The 16,402-nt window shown below is 61.3% G+C and carries 18 protein-coding genes; 11 read left to right on the forward strand and 7 right to left on the reverse strand.

Features of this window, described 5'->3' with window-relative positions; translation table 11 throughout:
- Positions 1-113: 113 nt before the first annotated feature.
- A complete protein-coding gene (locus tag AArc1_RS18955) occupies positions 114-284 on the reverse strand; it encodes a hypothetical protein (RefSeq protein ID WP_154670848.1) in 171 nt (56 codons plus the stop codon).
- A gap of 117 nt (positions 285-401) precedes the next feature.
- Between AArc1_RS18955 and AArc1_RS06545 the strand changes: the two genes are divergently transcribed.
- From AArc1_RS06545 to AArc1_RS06555, 3 genes are all read left to right on the forward strand, one after another.
- A complete protein-coding gene (locus tag AArc1_RS06545; protein WP_117363615.1) occupies positions 402-827 on the forward strand; it encodes a DUF2214 domain-containing protein in 426 nt (141 codons plus the stop codon).
- Positions 820-1,269: a hypothetical protein gene (locus AArc1_RS06550; protein ID WP_117363616.1), complete on the forward strand. Its 450-nt coding sequence runs from the start codon at positions 820-822 to the stop codon at positions 1,267-1,269. Before AArc1_RS06545 ends, AArc1_RS06550 begins: the two co-directional genes overlap by 8 nt.
- A gap of 105 nt (positions 1,270-1,374) precedes the next feature.
- Positions 1,375-1,959, forward strand: coding sequence for a hypothetical protein (locus tag AArc1_RS06555; protein ID WP_117363617.1), 585 nt, complete (start codon positions 1,375-1,377; stop codon positions 1,957-1,959).
- 145 nt (positions 1,960-2,104) lie between these two features.
- Here the strand turns inward: AArc1_RS06555 and AArc1_RS06560 are convergent, their stop codons facing one another.
- Positions 2,105-2,866 carry a hypothetical protein gene (locus AArc1_RS06560; protein WP_228442396.1) on the reverse strand — a complete coding sequence of 254 codons (762 nt, stop codon included), beginning with the start codon at positions 2,864-2,866 and terminating at the stop codon, positions 2,105-2,107.
- A 508-nt stretch (positions 2,867-3,374) separates the two neighbouring features.
- Between AArc1_RS06560 and AArc1_RS06565 the strand changes: the two genes are divergently transcribed.
- From AArc1_RS06565 to AArc1_RS06580, 4 genes are all read left to right on the forward strand, one after another.
- Positions 3,375-4,712 (forward strand): cytochrome-c peroxidase, encoded by a 1,338-nt coding sequence (locus tag AArc1_RS06565; RefSeq protein WP_117363618.1) that lies wholly within the window; start codon positions 3,375-3,377, stop codon positions 4,710-4,712.
- 89 nt (positions 4,713-4,801) lie between these two features.
- Positions 4,802-5,263 (forward strand): thioredoxin family protein, encoded by a 462-nt coding sequence (locus AArc1_RS06570; protein ID WP_117363619.1) that lies wholly within the window; start codon positions 4,802-4,804, stop codon positions 5,261-5,263.
- Positions 5,260-7,599, forward strand: a complete 2,340-nt coding sequence (gene ccsA / locus AArc1_RS06575) for a cytochrome c biogenesis protein CcsA (protein WP_117363620.1) — start codon at positions 5,260-5,262, stop codon at positions 7,597-7,599. The genes AArc1_RS06570 and ccsA overlap by 4 nt, the downstream gene beginning before the upstream one ends.
- Positions 7,600-7,970: 371 nt before the next feature.
- Positions 7,971-8,531: a DoxX family protein gene (locus AArc1_RS06580; RefSeq protein ID WP_117363621.1), complete on the forward strand. Its 561-nt coding sequence runs from the start codon at positions 7,971-7,973 to the stop codon at positions 8,529-8,531.
- Between the two features lie 96 nt (positions 8,532-8,627).
- Here AArc1_RS06580 and AArc1_RS06585 read toward each other — a convergent pair whose 3' ends face one another.
- Together AArc1_RS06585 and AArc1_RS06590 are read right to left on the reverse strand one after the other, a co-directional pair.
- Positions 8,628-9,305: a heme exporter protein CcmB gene (locus AArc1_RS06585; protein WP_117363622.1), complete on the reverse strand. Its 678-nt coding sequence runs from the start codon at positions 9,303-9,305 to the stop codon at positions 8,628-8,630.
- Positions 9,302-10,045: an ABC transporter ATP-binding protein gene (locus tag AArc1_RS06590; protein ID WP_117363623.1), complete on the reverse strand. Its 744-nt coding sequence runs from the start codon at positions 10,043-10,045 to the stop codon at positions 9,302-9,304. The genes AArc1_RS06585 and AArc1_RS06590 overlap by 4 nt, the downstream gene beginning before the upstream one ends.
- 56 nt (positions 10,046-10,101) lie before the next feature.
- Between AArc1_RS06590 and AArc1_RS06595 the strand changes: the two genes are divergently transcribed.
- Positions 10,102-10,779 (forward strand): cytochrome c biogenesis CcdA family protein, encoded by a 678-nt coding sequence (locus AArc1_RS06595; protein ID WP_117363624.1) that lies wholly within the window; start codon positions 10,102-10,104, stop codon positions 10,777-10,779.
- 45 nt (positions 10,780-10,824) lie between these two features.
- Here AArc1_RS06595 and AArc1_RS06600 read toward each other — a convergent pair whose 3' ends face one another.
- The gene (locus tag AArc1_RS06600) at positions 10,825-11,352 is read right to left on the reverse strand and encodes a DUF411 domain-containing protein (protein WP_117363625.1); all 528 of its coding nucleotides are present in this window, start codon (positions 11,350-11,352) and stop codon (positions 10,825-10,827) included.
- Between the two features lie 103 nt (positions 11,353-11,455).
- Here AArc1_RS06600 and AArc1_RS06605 point away from each other — a divergent pair, with 103 nt between their 5' ends.
- Complete coding sequence (locus AArc1_RS06605; RefSeq protein WP_117363626.1) at positions 11,456-11,986, forward strand: cytochrome c maturation protein CcmE domain-containing protein; 531 nt, start codon at positions 11,456-11,458, stop codon at positions 11,984-11,986.
- Between the two features lie 244 nt (positions 11,987-12,230).
- Positions 12,231-13,721, forward strand: coding sequence for a molybdopterin-dependent oxidoreductase (locus tag AArc1_RS06610; protein ID WP_117363627.1), 1,491 nt, complete (start codon positions 12,231-12,233; stop codon positions 13,719-13,721).
- Between the two features lie 323 nt (positions 13,722-14,044).
- On the opposite strand, the gene AArc1_RS06615 is transcribed toward AArc1_RS06610, so the two are convergent.
- Together AArc1_RS06615 and AArc1_RS06620 are read right to left on the reverse strand one after the other, a co-directional pair.
- Positions 14,045-14,188: a CcmD family protein gene (locus AArc1_RS06615; RefSeq protein ID WP_117363628.1), complete on the reverse strand. Its 144-nt coding sequence runs from the start codon at positions 14,186-14,188 to the stop codon at positions 14,045-14,047.
- A 6-nt stretch (positions 14,189-14,194) separates the two neighbouring features.
- Entirely contained in the window at positions 14,195-14,941 is a 747-nt protein-coding gene (locus AArc1_RS06620) for a cytochrome c biogenesis protein (RefSeq protein WP_117363629.1), read from the reverse strand.
- A 449-nt stretch (positions 14,942-15,390) separates the two neighbouring features.
- On the opposite strand from AArc1_RS06620, the gene hemE reads away from it, so the two are divergent.
- A complete protein-coding gene (gene hemE / locus AArc1_RS06630) occupies positions 15,391-16,398 on the forward strand; it encodes a uroporphyrinogen decarboxylase (protein ID WP_117363631.1) in 1,008 nt (335 codons plus the stop codon).
- Positions 16,399-16,402 lie beyond the last annotated feature (4 nt).

Below are 16,402 nucleotides of genomic sequence, written 5' to 3' on the forward strand. Positions count from 1 at the left end.
CGCCACCCGAATAGGCTCGGGCGAAATCGACGCCCACGGTCGACTGCTCGAGTAGCGAGACCAGCTTCGGATCGCACCCTACTGAGTCGATAGAAGTGTATAATATAGTATATTTAACCCTTACTGTAAAAATAAGTAACTGATGAGCGGCTCTCTTCGTCTGGGCTCTGCTTGCCGATCGTGGAACGATGAGTGTGGTAGCCCTGCATCATCCGCAACTCGTACAGGTCGGTGAACAGCGGGGCGTTCTCCGGCGTCAGGTAGCCGAACGTGCTCTGAGTCATTCGTCGGGGACTTACGACAGCAATGGCTTTATAGCGGCTGTCAGATCTACCTCGAATCAGTGTGTAGGCCAGCGCACCATCACGTACTTGCCGAACTAGCCTCAACAGCTACGCAGGATGGTCGTCTCTCAGTATCTCGCGGTTCGAATCCTCCACGTTCTTACGGCTGGTGTGCTCCTGGGGACGGTCACGACGGTGTGTCTCGCGCTCTGGCTCGAGGAATCCGTCTCGGTGCGGCTGTTGGCCTGGCTCGAGGGCGCCTTCTGGGGCGGAACGAGTCTGCTCGTCTTTACCGGGCTCGGTAATCTCGTCGCGTTCGGGACGCCCCCAATCGATAGCGAACCAGGAACGATCCTCGCGATCAAACTCGGCTGCGTCTTCGTCGTGGCCGCCGGGTCGGTCGTTCGGACGTTCGCCGTTCTCCACCTCCAGCGAGCCGACATCTCGAGGACGACGAACTCGGGAGTCAGATTGCTGTACGGCCTGACCGGACTCGGTATCGGTGTCGTGATCGTGCTTGCAGGGGTGCTCACCCATGGATAGGGCGCTCGAGATCTGGCTGGTCGGGACGAGTACACTCGTGCTCGTCGCAGTGGGTGCACTGCTGACCACTCATCTCGTCGGTCAGCTCGTGTGGTTTCTCCCGGAGATCGGCACCGCGGTGGCGACGATCCTCTTCGGATACTTCTGGCTACTGACGCTCGTGGCTGCCGGCTCCGGGAGCGTCGTCGACCGCGAGCGGGACGCACGATCGATGGTCGTCGACGCCACCATGGTAGGCGTCTTCGTCGCGGTCGTCTATCTCACGGTAGTGTTCGTGGTCGGCTTCGTCGCGCCGGTTCCGACCCAGATCGATCCAGGATCGATCCCCGTCTTATCAGTGGTTCTGGGCGGCGTCGTTCTCGGTGCCGTAGGTGGTTGTGTGATGGCAGCGTATGCGCTCGTCTGCAACCGGATCGGCGCTGAGATCGTCGCTCGGTCGTAAGACGCGAGCGACGAGCCGACTGCTCGCGCGAGAAAACTCCGAGGCGATACCAGGTCGCGGGAACGACCCGTGACGTTTTTTCCGTCACGGCCGTACGATCGCCCCATGAACTCCCGACCCAATCCCGACCGGCGACGATTTCTCGCACTCACCGGCCTCGGTGCGGCCGGACTCGCCGGGTGTACGGACCGCCAGAACGAGGCGGAGTCACCGATGGAGAGCGAAGACCAGGAGTCGTCTCCGGCACCGACCGACGGCGGTCGAACCGTTGCCGTGATCGTCCAGCCGAATCCGACGGCGCTCCGGGAAGCCCAGATGGAGGTCTCAGAAGCACTCGAGGAGGGCGACCTCGAGCAGGAAGAAGCCGAACAGGAACTCGCCGAACGCGAACAGGAACTGATCGGAACGGCCATCGATGACGCAAGTGCCCGAATCGACGAGGCAGGTGCGATCCACGCCGACACCGCCGCGACGGAAGGGACCTTGCTCGTCGAAGGCGACGCCAACGTCATCCTCGATTTGCTCGAGCAGCCATCGATCAGCGCGGTGCTCTCCGAACAGCGGTTCGAAGAGGCGAAACAGCGTGAGGGAGAAGGTGGCGCCGATCCGGGCACGGAGCTACCGGACGACGAAGTCGACCCAGAAGCGGACGACGAAGGGACTGATAGTGACACAGACGACGATGACTGAGATCGCGAACTGATCGAACTCACGGCTGACTCGACTGTGTGACGAACGGCTTCGAAACTCGGGTCTTCGACGGCTCGTCAGGCTGGTCGAACTGGGCCTCGATCGATCGTCAGGCTGGTCTGTCCCCTCCAGAGGACCGCGACCGTTACTCGGTTTCTTCGATCGCCGCGTCCGGAACCGACACCTCGTCCGCGTCGTCGAATTCGGAAAACATCGTCTCCGTAGTGATCAGCGCCGACCCTTCGCCCTGCGTGACCTCCATCCGAAGGTCCGTCCCGTAGAGCGTGTTCGTCTCGGTGTCGACGTAGACGTAGTAGACGAGTTGCTCGACTGACGTCGCGACGTGTGCCTGTTCATCGACGCCTGCCAGTTCGTCTTTGCGGTCGTCCGGCACGTCGAGTTCGAACATCGTCGTCTCGGTCCCCGCGATGGTCTCGGTTCGGATCCGGTCTGCGTCCTCGAAGGCTGTGTCGTCGACGGTCTCGACTGCGCGCTCGAGTCGATCGAGCTCCGCCCAGACGTCGGCTTCGTCGTGGTGGACTTCTCGATCCCAGTCGCCGGAATCAGTGGTATATTGTACGTCGCCGTCGACGTACTGTTCCGTCTCAGTGGTCTCTGGACCGTCGCCCAGGTCCGTCTCGGACGTGCTGTAGAGCGAGGCGAGTCGATTCTCACGATCGACGACCCCGTCGAGCCTGGTCGTCTCGTTGACTGCAGGTGCCTGAAGTGTTCGCGTCACTTCGACGTGGTACGTTTCGACGGCGTCGGCGTTCGCGAGGAGTTCTTCGGCGTCGACGGTAGTGTCGGCCTCACTATCGTCGTCGAACATGGGCCCAACGCCGGTACAACCCGCGAGCAGGATGCACGCGACGGTAACTGTCACGAGCAGGCGATTCGATCGGAGCACGAGTATCCAGAAGTCGGCGAGGTGTCGTCTAAAGGTTTGCCCTCTGTAGTACTACAGTAGCCAGTGAGTGTCATACAGTCTGTTGAAATCGGTGCCGGTGGTCGCTCTGACGGGGCGGCGACCACCGGAAAATGGTACAACGATCCGTACTAATGCCTACTACAGAAGAACCGCTGACTGTGATGGGGACTCCTGTGACCGTACTGGCCCGCAATATGGTGGACCATTACGCTGGGTTACACTTGGGGCGCACAGCGTGCGGGCGACTTTTTATGTCGGGTCGGGGCACATCTGATACTCCGAGGGCGAGTAAATGAAACGCGGCCCAGTTGTGGTTAGGGGGCCACTGAGGCGATGATTCCGATTGACCCAGGTACAGTGTGGTGTGGCCCATCCGATGTACCAGTACACCGACCTGTGCTCGCTGAGCTTCAATAGTACAGGTTTCGTTCCATTTGCCGTGGGATAACCCCGAATCTTTAAGCCCCGTCCACTGAATCGGACCAATATGGGTAGCAGACGAATACTGATACTGCTGGCAATCGGTGTCAGTGCATTATTGATCGTTGGTGCAGCAGCCGCAATGGCGCAGCACGAAGATGCTGCGAACGAAGTGGACGAAGACGAATTCACACACGACACGGAGGACTTGCCGGTCGAGCCTCCGACTGACCAGTCGCACCCTGGATACGAGTACATCGAACAGGACGGCGACACTGAAGAAAAGATCGAACTCGGTGAACAGCTCTACTTCGATCCGCGAATCTCCGAGACGGGGACCATTTCGTGTAACACCTGTCACAACGTGATGGAAGGTGGGGACGACAGCCGTCCGATCGCAATGGGTGTCCACGGTGAAACCGGTCCGGTCGCGTCGCCGACCGTCTGGAACTCCGGATTCCACCACACGCAGTTCTGGGACGGTCGTGCTGACACGCTGGCCGAACAGGCCGAAGGACCGATCGTCGCTGACGTCGAGATGGGCATGCCAGACCACGAGGCAGCCCTCGACCGCGTCCGTGGGGTTGACGACTACGTCGAATCCTACGAGGAGGTCTACGGTGACGAAGTCGATGATCCCGACGACCTCGAGGAACTGATTAGCCTCGAGAACACCGTCGACGCGATCGCCGCGTACGAACGCACGCTCAACACGCCGAACAGCCCGTACGACCAGTACGTCCAGGGTGACGAAGACGCGCTGACCGAACAGCAACTCGACGGCATGGAGACGTTCCAGGACCTCGGCTGTCAGAGCTGTCACTCCGGACCGATGTTCAGCGGCCAGTGGGACGAACCTGAATCCGGAGAGGGCGTCTACCAGCCACACCCGACATTCGAGGACAACCCACAGTGTGAGGAGTACATCGAAGAGTACGACCTGATGGACAACCCCGGCCGCATGGGTGTCACTGACGACGAGAGTGACGAATTCATGTACAAGGTGCCGACGCTGCGTAACGTCGAACACACCGCTCCGTACATGCACACGGGACAGGTCCCTGACCTCGAGGAAGCCGTCCGCGTGATGTCGGCTTGCAGCCTCGACCAGGACCCGTCTGACGAAGAAGTCGAAGATGTCACGGCGTTCCTGACCAGCCTGACCGGCGAGTACCCGGAACAGGAGATGCCACAGCTGCCGAACCCGAGCGGCGAGTCGATGGTCCCGATGGACGCTGGGATGGACTTCGAGGACATGGAAGAAGAGGGTGACGACGCCGAAAACGGTGACGACGTCGATGAAGGCGACAGCATCCCCGGCATGAGCCTCGGTGCAGCCGTGCTGGCGCTGGCACTGGTGTCCGCTGCAGCACTCGTCGGCTACAGCCGTCGACTCAACGAATAACCTACCCATCCTCGAATCGCGGATAGAACGTTCATTTTTCGAACGACAACTCTTTCAGCAGCCACTCCAAACCGTAGTATACGCCTATAATGACCCCTCGGAAGCTTCTCACGATAGTCGTGCTCATCGCCGTATTGGGGTTCGGCTACTATTCGATGAACGCGGCACCGGTGTTGAGCGATCACGATTACACCTACCAGGGCGGCCTCGAGTGGCACGAAGACCCTGACGAGGCGCTGGCGATCGCCGAGCAAGAGGACAAGCCTGTCTTGGTCTACTACTGGACGACGTGGTGTACGTACTGTCAGGACTACGAGGACCAGCACTATCAGGACGACGAGATTCGTGACACTCTCGACGAGTACGTCCTGCTCGCGATCAACCTCGACGACCCTGGCCCAGGTGCCAGTATGGCGGCCGAACACGAGGCCGCATATCCGCCACAGCACGTTATCATGACTAACGACGAACAAGAGATTACACGACTCGGCGGCTACACCGAACAGGACCAGTTCCTCCAACGACTCGAAAGTGCGGCAGAGAACCAATGATACCGGATGCACTCACGTTTGGAACACTACTGATCGTCGTCGCCGCGTTCGCAAGCGGCCTGTCGGCGGCGTTACTGCTGTATGGCTATCTCACCCGGAGCGACGAGTTCCAGCGGCTCACGCTCGTCGCCTCGGGGGTCTCAACAGCGGCACTGGTCGCCGCTCACAGTTACTTGACCTACCTCTTCGTCGTCGGTGACTACACGTACGCCTACGTGTGGGAGAACTCGGCGGAGTACCTGTCGCTTCTGTACCGGGTGACTGGCGTCTACGCGAACCACGAGGGATCGATCCTCTTCTGGGCGACGCTGACGGCCGTCGTCGCAACCTGGACTGTTTACTCGAGTCACTTCGAGGGACGGGGGTCGCGGCTCGTCCAGTCGATCTCGCTCGCGATCGTCGCGACGTTCGCAGCGATGTTGACGACCCAGAGTCCGTTTACGCCGATCGACGTGGCGTATCCGGACACGCCGGCAGGGTTCGTCCCGCCGGACGGCGACGGGCTGAACCCGCTGTTGATCGACCCGTGGATGGCGATTCACCCGCCGATTACGTTCGCTGCGTACGCGCTGTTGATCGTCCCGTTCGCGCTCGGGATCGTTCACTTCGTCTCGCGGTTCCGTGGTGAGGCGAGCGTCTTCGACGAGTGGCTCCCGAGCATGCTCCAGTGGCTGCGTATCTCCTGGCTGTTGTTGACGGCATCGATCGTCTTCGGCGGCATCTGGGCGTACGGCGTGCTCGGCTGGGGCGGCTTCTGGTCGTGGGACCCCGTCGAGACGGCCGTCCTGATCCCGTGGTTGGGACTGACGGCGGCGTTACACGCGGCCAATCGATACGAAACGAGCGGCGAGTACTCGATCTTCGCGCCGGCGGCAGCTGCCTTGATCTTCCCGCTGGTGATCTTCGCGACGACGGTCGTCCGCAGTGGCGTCTTCCGCAGCGTCCACTCCTTTGCGGCCGGCGGTATCGGGACCGGCATCCTGTTCTTACTCGCCGTCACCGGAACGCTCGCGATCGTCCTTCCGTTTGCCTACTGGTTCCTCGAGGCCGGCGATCCTGACCGACCGGCCGACGAACCGTGGCTCAGTCGGCGAACGGTCTATCACGGTGCCGTCCTCTCGTTTGCAGTACTCGCGTTCATCTCGATCTGGGGGCTGTCGTTCCCCGTGCTTCGCAACGCCGCGACGGGCGTCGAAGTGAGTGTTGGCCAGGATCACTACAACCTCTGGAGTTACCCGGTCGTCGTCTTCATGTTGCTTGCAGGCGGTCTCTATGCGTTGCTCGACATGCGACGGCGGCGGCTCGCCATCGGGGCGACGGCCGCGGTCGCCGTCGTGACGATCGCAGCGGCGTTCGTGACACCGTCGGCCAACTGGTTCCTGAGTGATCCGAGCGCACACGACCCGGCAGTCTACCGAATCGTCGGCAACGCGAGTGTCCTCTCGATCGTTCCGCCAGCGGTCTTCTTTGCGGTAACTTGGACCGTCCGCTACGTCGACCGCGTCAGAGGCGTCCCCTCTAGAGCCTTCAAACTCCGGGAGACGGGAATCGTCCTCATCCACGTCGGCGGTGCGGTCTTGATTGTCGCCGTCTCGTTCGTCTACCTGTTCTCGACGTCGGCGTCGGTTGCCGTCGTCGGGGTCGCCGATGCGACCGACAACCCCGAGCCGATCGTCGAGGAGGTTCCCGACTCGGAGTACACCGTCGAGGTCACGAACTACGACTCTGTCGAGGAGCCGACGATCCAGGACGCGGCCCGGTCGCCCGCGGAAATGCTCGCAGTCTCCGAAGAGGTCTCACTTGTCAGAGGGGAAATCACCGAGATAGACACCATAGAAAACACCGACGTCGCCCGTCTCGACGACAGCGACGTCTGGCTCGCGAGTTCCGACGCGTCGACGTCGTTCGAGGAGGGAACGGAGGTGATCGCCCGCGGAAACGTCTTTGATGGCGAGTCGCTCGCGACTGACGCCGACGCCTACGTCTATACCGACGCCGACAACAAGGGAACCGTCTCCGATCCGCCTGAGGACGTCCACGAACCGCGGATGGTTTCACACGAGGTCGACATCACGGTTTATGAGGGCGACGAGAAGGTCGCCGAGGGGTCCATCGCCGAACAGGAGTATCTTCGCTCCGAGATGAACACGAACGACGCGCTGATCGAACGTGGCATCACCGGCGACACGTACGTCGTCGGCCAGGTCAGTGAGGGTGGTGCATCGATTACCATCGACACGTATCCGCTCGCGAACCAGATCTGGACCGGCGTTGGGTTGATGCTCGTCGGGATCACCGCACTGATCGTCGGCGATAGTCGGTTCCGCAAGCGGTAATTTCGCTTCGTTTTTCGATTCGTTTTGGGGTAGTGACTCGAGTGGAGAACCACCGATTCTTGAGAGCCGTTTGGATCGGCTGCGTGGACGCAGGCACCATTGTGAACGGTTTTATACGCTTCAGCGTACCGCCGTACATGTTCTCCCGGGGAGGAGAGCGGCCTCTTCGAGGTTCCGGGTCGCGGTGAGGTTTCGGCTGGTATGCTCAGGGGCCCACCACGTGGTCACCGGTCGCGTCGCCTAATGCGGATAATTGTTCATACGTCGGCTAATAAGTCCCTGTTCTCGTCAACTGTGTTCCCGGAAGGTAGGAATGTGGGTATTGGTTCAACTGTCTAGTCCGTCCAGTATGAACTGTAAGGTGAAGGCCGATGTCAACCAGGACTCAAAATCGACTCGAAAGCGACTACGGTGGTATCACACTCGAAGGCCGGCCCCACGCACTGAGTGCGTGGTTCGTGGTCGCACTCCGGCTCACGATGGGGGGTGCGTTCCTGGGAGCGGGCCTCGGTAAGTTCGCGTTCTTCGCCGGAGAGCCGTTCGACGCGAGCGGCTACTTGATGGGTGCCGAGGGCCCCGTCGCTGGCATCTACGCAACGATGGCTTCGAACCCGGCGTTCATGGAGTTCACCAACGTCGTCGTGCCGGTCACGCAGGTTCTGATCGGACTCGCACTTATCACGGGCGCGTTCGTCCGATTAGCGGCGCTGGGCGGGGCGATGCAGATGTCGATGTTCTACCTCGGCAGCTGGGACGTCGCCGGCCCCCTCGGCTTCATCAACAGCGACTTCGTCTATCTGGTGGTGTTCCTGGCCGTCGCCGCCTTCGGCGCCGGACGCATCCTGGGTCTCGATCGGTACATCGAACAGCTCGAGGTCGGCGGCGAGGCACTGATCGATCGCTATCCGAAGCTTCGATACCTCCTCGGCTGACTCCGCCGACCACCGGTGAGAACCAACCACCTTTTCCCGCACGATTTCACTCGGACAGCGGCGGCACCTGTCGGTGAGCCGCTCGCGTGTTGTCGGTCAGTCCTCGACGACGTACTCGAAGGTCATCCAGCCGGCCAGCAACACCAGCCCGTCGTACGCGAGCAAGATTCGAAGCCAGGCCGACGTCATCTCCGGAGCCAACTCAGGCTGGGTCAGTTCGGTACCGGCAAGGATGATGGGGACGACGAGCGGGACGAGCAACACGGGCAACAGCGACTCCTGGAGCTGAGAGTGTAACATGAGAATCGAAAGCAACACGCCGACCGCGCTGAAGCCCACCGCTGCGAGGACGATCACGAGCATGATCGACGACAGTGCCTCGAGGCCGAACGTATAGTCCAGAAAGACAACGACGAACGCGAGGCTCAGCGTCCCGATGGCGGTGATGAGCACCGTTGCACTCAGGACTTTTCCGAGGTAGATCGCCGATCGATCGACGGGGACGAGCAACAGACCGTCGATAGCCTCGTTTTTCCCCTCGAGAGCGACGGCGTGACTCATGCCGACGGCACCGCCGAAGACGACGGCCAACCAGAGGGCACCCCTGGCTAAGACTTCGCGTTCGCCGACGGCCTCGCCGAAGACGAACGAGAAGACGACAATGATGAGCGCCGAGAAGACGAATGCGGCGTTGAGCGTTTGTTTACTTCGCGATTCGACGAGCAGGTCTTTGCGGGCGACCTCGTAGACGACTCGGGCGTACCGACGGTTCATCGGGGGACACCCGTTCGGCTGCGACGATCGACGTCCGAGCCGACGGAGCCACGACAGCGTTCGTCGTACCGGTCGATGACCTCGTCGACGCTCTCGAAGCTGTCGGCCGCGGCGTCGTCGACGAGCCGACCGTCGTTCAGAAACAGCAACCGGTCGGCGAGGCGAAAGCCACGTGCGAGATCGTGTGTCGACGCGAGTACGGTACAGTCGTCGAGGTCCTCGAGCACGTCCGCGATCCGTTTCAGTGACGCCTGATCGAGGCCGGTGTAGGGCTCGTCGAACAGCAGGAAGTCGGGGTCGTGAACCAGAGCCCGTGCGAGTGAGACGCGTTTGCTCATCCCGTGAGAGAATCCGGAGACGCGCTCTGCGCCACGGTCGGCCAGCCCGACGGTCTCGAGCAGGGCCTCACAGACGTCGGTATCGACGCCGTGGAGACGAGCGTGGAGTCGGAGGTTTTCGCGGGCAGTGAGCTCCTCGTAGAGCATCGTATCGTGGGTGACGACGCCGATCTGAGAGCGGACGCTCGCGTTGCCGCCGACGAGCGGTTCGTCGTCGATTTCGATCGCCCCGTCGGTCGGACGCGACAGCGAGGCGAGCATGCGTATAAGCGTTGTCTTACCGGCCCCGTTCGCGCCGAAGAGGACGGCCGTCTCGCCGGACTCGAGTTCGAACGAGAGGTCGTCGACGCCGACGTGGGCACCGAAGTGCTTCGACACGGCGGAGACGGAAACGACTGCCATCGATCGACCGTTGGCGGACGCACAACTTAAGCATTGTAATTCCGTACGCCAATACGATGGAGATTCCGACATTGTCCGTCGTCTTTCTCGCGGGCGTGGCGACGATCCTGACGCCGTGTTGTCTCCCGCTGTTGCCGCCGTTGCTTTCGGGAAGCGTCGGCCACCGGTTGCGCCCCGTCGCGATCATCTCGGGGAGCCTGCTTTCGTTTACTGCCCTGGGGCTACTGGTCGGCGCTGCGGGTGCGATCTCGCCGGAAACGCTACGGACACCGGCCTTTCTTGCGATCGTCGCCTTCGGTGCGGTGATGATCGACGAAGACCTGTATCGAACGTACTCGACGTACGCCTCCCGACTCTCGGGATCTGCGGCACAACGGGCAGCCGTTTTCGACGAAGGAAAACGACCGCTCGGCTCGGCGTTCTCGCTCGGCGTCCTGCTGGGTGTCATCTGGCTCCCCTGCGTTGGGCCCGTCCTCGGTGCCGTCCTCGCCTACGCGGCGACGACCGGGGCCGCACTCGAGAGCGGGTTCTTCCTGTTCGTCTACGGCCTCGGCTTCTCGATGCCGCTTCTGGGCGTCGCCTACGGGAGCAAAATCGCGGGCCGGTCGATCGGAGACCGCCTCGGTGCGCTGGGGCGAGACGACGTGTTGCGCCGTAGTATGGGTGTCATCTTGCTCATCAGTGGCGTCGCGCTTCTGTTCGAGGTCGATCGAATCCTCCTCTCTGCACTGTAGACGAGACTCGACCCACACCCGAACCCAGCGCGACCCGACGTCGACTCAGACGGTCACGTGCTCGGTCGTCTCGCCGTCGACGGTGAACGAATACACCTGCAACTGTTCGTCGGCAGGTGGGCCCATCCCAGGTGCGTGCTGGGGCATCCCTGGAATTGCGATCCCGAGTATCGACTCGTCGTCACCGTTGTCGAACACCGCTTCGACGGCCTCGAGCGGGACGTGGCCTTCGACGAGGTAGTCGCCGAAAACGGTGGTGTGACAGCTTCTGAGTTCGTTCGGCACCGACAGTTCAGTTTTGACCGCGGCGAGATCGTCGACTTCTTCGATCGTGACGTCGATGCCGTGTTCCTCGAGGTACTCCACGTACTCGACACAGCACCCACACCCAGAATCGTGGTACTGTATGGCAGTATCGACGGGGATCGATCCCGTCCAAGTCCAGCCCTCGACGTCGGACTCGGCGTCCGGTTCGACCTCCGGTTCGTCGCTCGAGCGATCGAGACAGCCCGCGAGTCCGATCGAAGCGAGACCGGCCCCGAAGGTGCAGAATCGCCGTCGCGTGAGTGACATGGCTGGCCTCCTGGACCGTTGCTGTATATATCGTTCGCCCAGTTCCAGCTGGCTGGAACGTAGACGAAGTCTTGATGTGTGTGCCCACGAACGTTCTGGTATAATGGACAGGAGAGTGAAGGTGCTCGTCGGCGGCGTCGGGATCGTCGTTTTGCTGGCGGTTCTGGTGACAACCACGATGGGTTCGTCCGCCGAGTTCGTCGAACCGACCGATCTCGCCGAGACCGACGATCACGACGGTGACTTCGTCAAACTCGAGGGTCGCGCCGTCGACCTGGCAAACGATGACGAGATCACCTTCGACGTAATCGACGAGAATCACACCAAACCGGTGACGTACGACGGGGAGATGCCCGAAACGATGTCCGAAGGGCGGATCGTCGTCGCCGAAGGCGTCTACGATGGCGAGGAACTCACAGCGGACGAACTCACCGTGCGAGCCCACGAGGGTGAACACCCCGACGACGCCGGCGCTAACGAATCCGAACACGACGGCGAAATGCCCAGCTTCGAGGAGTACGAAGACCACCCCGACTACGACGAGTACGAAGACCAACTCGAGTACGATGAGTACGATGAGTACGACGAGTACGACGAGTACGACGACGCTCCTGACGACGACGCGGCCGACTAGCCGAATCTAGCTCGTTTTTCGATGCGACAGTGTCTACAAGCGCTTCCAAGGTCGCTGGTCTCGTGGCCGTCTCGGGCTGACCTGCACACCGTCGTCGCTTCGGCTCCCGCGACCGATTCCCGATACGAAATAACGAGGGCGGCGTTTAACTACGTTCGATCCTGATTACTGCTATGATGCGTACGTTCGACGACACTCGCGCCAGCTTCCACGTCCGGTTCACTCGAGCGTGGGTGAGAGTCGTATGATCGATCGCCGGCTCACGCTCGTGATCGCCTTGCTCGCAAGCGGCGTCTCGGCCGTTGCGACCTCGTTTGCGATCTATGCGACCTCAGAACGGTTCCTCGTCACCTCGTTCAACTACATCGTCCTCGAGTTTATTCCCGGCTGGTTCATCTCGGCGGTCACCCAGCGATTTGGAGAACTCGCACTCGAGCTGAGTATGATCTTCTCCGGTGGCGTGCTCTCTGTGATTCTCGGTGCCCTCGCCGTCGGTGGATACACGGTCGCTGCGCGCTTTGTCCCGTCGTACGAGGAGGTTGGCGGCTTCGCGGTGGCGGCCCTCCTCATCTTCGTCCCTGCGTTTCTTGTCGTCGGCGTTCCCGGAGCCGTCGTCCCATCCGCGGTGGTCGGGGCTGGCGTCGTGACGCTGTTTGCTGTCTACCCGGCACCGGCCGAGGAGTTCAACACCGACCGACGCACGCTCGTGAAGTCGGCCTCCGCAGTCGTCGCGTTCAACGTCGTCGCTCACGGTCTCGGTCTCGTTCGTCGGAGCCAGACTCAACGGTCCGAACGAGAACTGCAAGAACGGGCACAGTTACTCGAGGTCGAACACCTCCGATCGGAAGCCGAAGACGGGGAACTCGAGGCTGAGGGCATCAAGCCGGTCGTCACCGACGTCGACGACTTCTTCAAGGTAGACATCAATCCGAGTCCGCCGTCGCTGGATTCGGGGTCGTGGTCGCTGTCGATCACCGGGCTGGTCGAGGAGGAACTCGAGCTCGACCTCGACGACGTCCGCAGCGAGGAAGTCGTCCACGAGTACAAGGCGATCCGCTGTCTGAGCGACGCCATCGACGGCGATCAGCTCGATACAGCCATTTGGACCGGTGTCAAACTCGAAGACATTCTCGAAGACGCCTCGCCGGAGGGAGAGTACGCCATGTTGTACGGCGCTGATGAGTACTTTTACTCTATTCCGCTCGACGATCTCGAGGAATCGGTGCTCGCGTTCGGGATGAACGGCCTCGAACTGCCCGAGGCGCACGGTTACCCGGTTCGCGTGCTCGTTCCCGACCGCTGGGGCAAACTCCACGTCAAGTGGTTGACCGACATCGAGATCATCGACGAGGAAGAAGGTGGCTACTGGGAGGAACGCGGCTGGCAAGGAATGGGACCAGTGAACGCAGTGACGAAGATCGACCGCATCAATCGTCCCGACGATCGAGTCCAGATCGTCGGCCACGCGTACGCTGGTGGGCGTGGCGTCGAGACGGTCGAGGTGTCAGTCGACGGTGGCGACGAGTGGAACGAGGCAACGCTCAGCGATCCGCTTCCGAACCCGGATACCGTCCGACAGTGGGTCTACGAGGTGGACGCTGCGGATGTCGGCGGGCAGGCGGAGATCTACGCCCGGACGATCGACGGGGAAGGAACCACTCAGCCCGAAGAAGAAGCGGACCCGTATCCGGACGGCGCGACCGGGTGGGCACACCGATCGATCAGTACGGACTGAGCCACGGCACGACCGTCGTTTTCTCACACCTCAAGCGTCTTTCTATCGTCGTCTCTTCTGAACGACACCGCGTTTCGCGCTCGAGCGACGGCGCTCCGAGAGCGGAACGCATCGGTTACACGGTCCTGTGAACGTCGAACTCGTCGTCTCTGTCCAGCTGGTGTGGATAGAGCGTTCGATCTCTGTGTAACGGATGGGCCAGAACAACATTGAAATCGTAGACGGTCTTTTCACGCGCACCGAGCCTGTCCGGCACCGCGTTGGCGCTGCTGATTGGATGGGAGCAACGTCTTTGTCTCTCGAAATAAAACAGCGACGGTCGGTCAGTCGTCCGAATCCAGGTCGTACTCGGTGCTGACGTCCTCGAGGCGCTGTTCGATCTCGGTGAGTCGGCTTCGCAGATGGAGGACGTACAGAACGAGTGCCAAGAAGATAGCCCCGTACGCGACCAACAACAGGTAGTCCATATCGGACTAGTCTCCCTCCGCCGATTTGTAGGTTTCTCTCTTGTGTCGGGTCTTCATCGCGTCGATGCGAGTGGTGAGCTCGTGGAGCCGGACGCGACTGCCCAGCAAGTAGACGTAGAGAAACAGGATTGCGACGAGCGAGACCAACAGCACCTCCGCCGAAATCGCCGCTTCTGCGTCCGGATTACCCACCGAAGGCGCGTGGAGTCGTGCGGTCCACAGTCGAGTCGACGCATACGAGATCGGGACGGTCACGAATCCGACGACGCCGTAGACGGACGCAAGTCGGGACACGCGGGCTCCAGCGCCCGCCCCGGAGTAGATGATCAGGTAGCCCGCGTAGATGAACCAGACGAACAGGAAGGTCACGAGCCGGATGTCGGACCAGTCCCACCAGGTGTTCCAGATTACGCGCCCCCAGGCGCTGCCCGTCACGAGGGTCAACGTCGCGAAGATGAAACCGAGTTCACCCGAGGCGTGTGCGAGGTGCTCCCAGAACCGCGTTCCGGTCACGAGATAGAGAACACAGCCCGCGAACGTAACCGTCAGTGCGAGTCCGCCGACGAGCGCGAGCGGCACGTGCCAGTAGGCGATGAGATTGATTCCGTGGTCGACACCGTACATCGAATCCGAGGCGTAGCCGAACACCAGGCCGATCGAGACGAGCCCGGTCAGTAACGCCACGTAGCCGGATAGAGAACTTCGGAACAGCCGGCGAAAGAGTGCAATCGTTTTTCGTTCGAACGAACCCATATCGAGGCTTATAGCGGGATAACGTAAAAACGTGCGTACTCGTTACCGGATCTCTGGAGGTTCGTGGGTGACGTTTCCCTGAGTATCTACTGACACAACGTGTTGTCAAGCTAGGACGTGCCACGGCGCAGGTATTAGGCCATCATCACAGTAGAACCTCCATATCGAGGTCCTTTACAACAATACTGCTGTAATCCCCCATATGAGGGTAAGGAAATGATTAGTTCGGCCACCTGCCTACGACGTGACCTTCCTTTCTCTGCAGCATAGTAACACCTGCAACGAGCCCCACACTGATCGCCGATCCGTCTGGCGAGCAGGTGCGCACTGCCGTGTAGTGGCTACTATATCGATCACCACTGCCACCGGTGAGAGTCGACCGGGATGGTGTCGGTTCCGGTGGTCGGTGTTTCACAACTATTAGGCTCTTCCGCCACGAAAATCGGCGTATGAAAGATCTATTCCTCCAGGCTGCTCGCGGCGAACGAACCGAACGGCCGCCGGTATGGATGATGCGACAGGCCGGCCGATATCTTCCGGAGTATCGCGAGCTTCGCGAAGACTATACGTTCCTCGAGGCGATTTCGACGCCCGAGATCGCCGCCGAGATCACTCTCCAGCCCTGGGAACGGTTCCAGCCGGACGGAATCGTCATGTATTCGGACATTCTGACGGTCCTCGAGCCGCTGGGATTCTCCTATCACCTCGAGTCCGGTGTCGGCCCGGTCGTCGAGAATCCGGTCGACTCACCGGCTGATACGCACCGCGAACGCAGCGACGTCCGAGACGAACTCTGGTACGTCGGCGAACTGCTCGAGCGGCTCTCTGCGGAACTCGGTGACGATGCCGCGACGCTTGGCTTTACGGGCGGCCCTTTTACGCTCTCCTGTTACGTCTGTCAGGGTCAGTCCTCGCGGTCGTTTATGGCCGTCCGCCGACTCCGAGCCGAACACCCCGAGGCCTTCGAACGACTGCTACGAGCGTTTACCGACGTTATCCTCGAGTACGTCGAGTTCCAGGTCGAGGCTGGCGCGGACGCGATTCAGCTGTTCGACACCTATGCCGGCTTACTCTCGCCGGCGGACTACCGTCGATACCTCCTGTCGCTTCACCAGGAGATCGTCGACGCCATCGACGTTCCGACGATCGTGTTCGTCCGGAACGTCAGCGGGAACCTCGAGTTGCTCGAGGAAACCGGCGCCGATGTCGTCGGCCTCGACTGGACGGTCGATCTGGCGGACGCTCGGGAGGAACTCGGTGATGTCGCGATCCAGGGCAACCTCGATCCGGCGTTGCTCTACGGCGAACCCGACACCGTCCGCGAGCGAACGCGAGACGTCATTGCGGCCGCTGGCGACTCGGGACACATCCTCAATCTGGGCCACGGTGTCGACCGCAACGTCCCCGTCGAGAACGTCGCGGCGTTCTTCGAGACCGCGAAAAACGCGACGCGGTAGTCGC

It is taken from the genome of Natrarchaeobaculum sulfurireducens (assembly GCF_003430825.1).
GTDB lineage: Archaea > Halobacteriota > Halobacteria > Halobacteriales > Natrialbaceae > Natrarchaeobaculum > Natrarchaeobaculum sulfurireducens.

Excerpts from the sequence above, each read along its gene's own strand:
- hemE (WP_117363631.1), top strand. The coding sequence starts at position 15,391 with ATGAAAGATCTATTCCTCCAGGCTGCTCGCGGCGAACGAACCGAACGG.
- AArc1_RS06555 (WP_117363617.1), top strand. The coding sequence starts at position 1,375 with ATGAACTCCCGACCCAATCCCGACCGGCGACGATTTCTCGCACTCACC.
- ccsA (WP_117363620.1), top strand. The coding sequence starts at position 5,260 with ATGATACCGGATGCACTCACGTTTGGAACACTACTGATCGTCGTCGCC.
- AArc1_RS06570 (WP_117363619.1), top strand. The coding sequence starts at position 4,802 with ATGACCCCTCGGAAGCTTCTCACGATAGTCGTGCTCATCGCCGTATTG.
- AArc1_RS06610 (WP_117363627.1), top strand. The coding sequence starts at position 12,231 with ATGATCGATCGCCGGCTCACGCTCGTGATCGCCTTGCTCGCAAGCGGC.
- AArc1_RS06615 (WP_117363628.1), bottom strand. The coding sequence starts at position 14,188 with ATGGACTACCTGTTGTTGGTCGCGTACGGGGCTATCTTCTTGGCACTC.
- AArc1_RS06545 (WP_117363615.1), top strand. The coding sequence starts at position 402 with ATGGTCGTCTCTCAGTATCTCGCGGTTCGAATCCTCCACGTTCTTACG.
- AArc1_RS06595 (WP_117363624.1), top strand. The coding sequence starts at position 10,102 with ATGGAGATTCCGACATTGTCCGTCGTCTTTCTCGCGGGCGTGGCGACG.
- AArc1_RS06590 (WP_117363623.1), bottom strand. The coding sequence starts at position 10,045 with ATGGCAGTCGTTTCCGTCTCCGCCGTGTCGAAGCACTTCGGTGCCCAC.
- AArc1_RS06605 (WP_117363626.1), top strand. The coding sequence starts at position 11,456 with ATGGACAGGAGAGTGAAGGTGCTCGTCGGCGGCGTCGGGATCGTCGTT.
- AArc1_RS06580 (WP_117363621.1), top strand. The coding sequence starts at position 7,971 with ATGTCAACCAGGACTCAAAATCGACTCGAAAGCGACTACGGTGGTATC.
- AArc1_RS06585 (WP_117363622.1), bottom strand. The coding sequence starts at position 9,305 with ATGAACCGTCGGTACGCCCGAGTCGTCTACGAGGTCGCCCGCAAAGAC.
- AArc1_RS06600 (WP_117363625.1), bottom strand. The coding sequence starts at position 11,352 with ATGTCACTCACGCGACGGCGATTCTGCACCTTCGGGGCCGGTCTCGCT.
- AArc1_RS06565 (WP_117363618.1), top strand. The coding sequence starts at position 3,375 with ATGGGTAGCAGACGAATACTGATACTGCTGGCAATCGGTGTCAGTGCA.
- AArc1_RS06620 (WP_117363629.1), bottom strand. The coding sequence starts at position 14,941 with ATGGGTTCGTTCGAACGAAAAACGATTGCACTCTTTCGCCGGCTGTTC.
- AArc1_RS18955 (WP_154670848.1), bottom strand. The coding sequence starts at position 284 with ATGACTCAGAGCACGTTCGGCTACCTGACGCCGGAGAACGCCCCGCTG.
- AArc1_RS06550 (WP_117363616.1), top strand. The coding sequence starts at position 820 with ATGGATAGGGCGCTCGAGATCTGGCTGGTCGGGACGAGTACACTCGTG.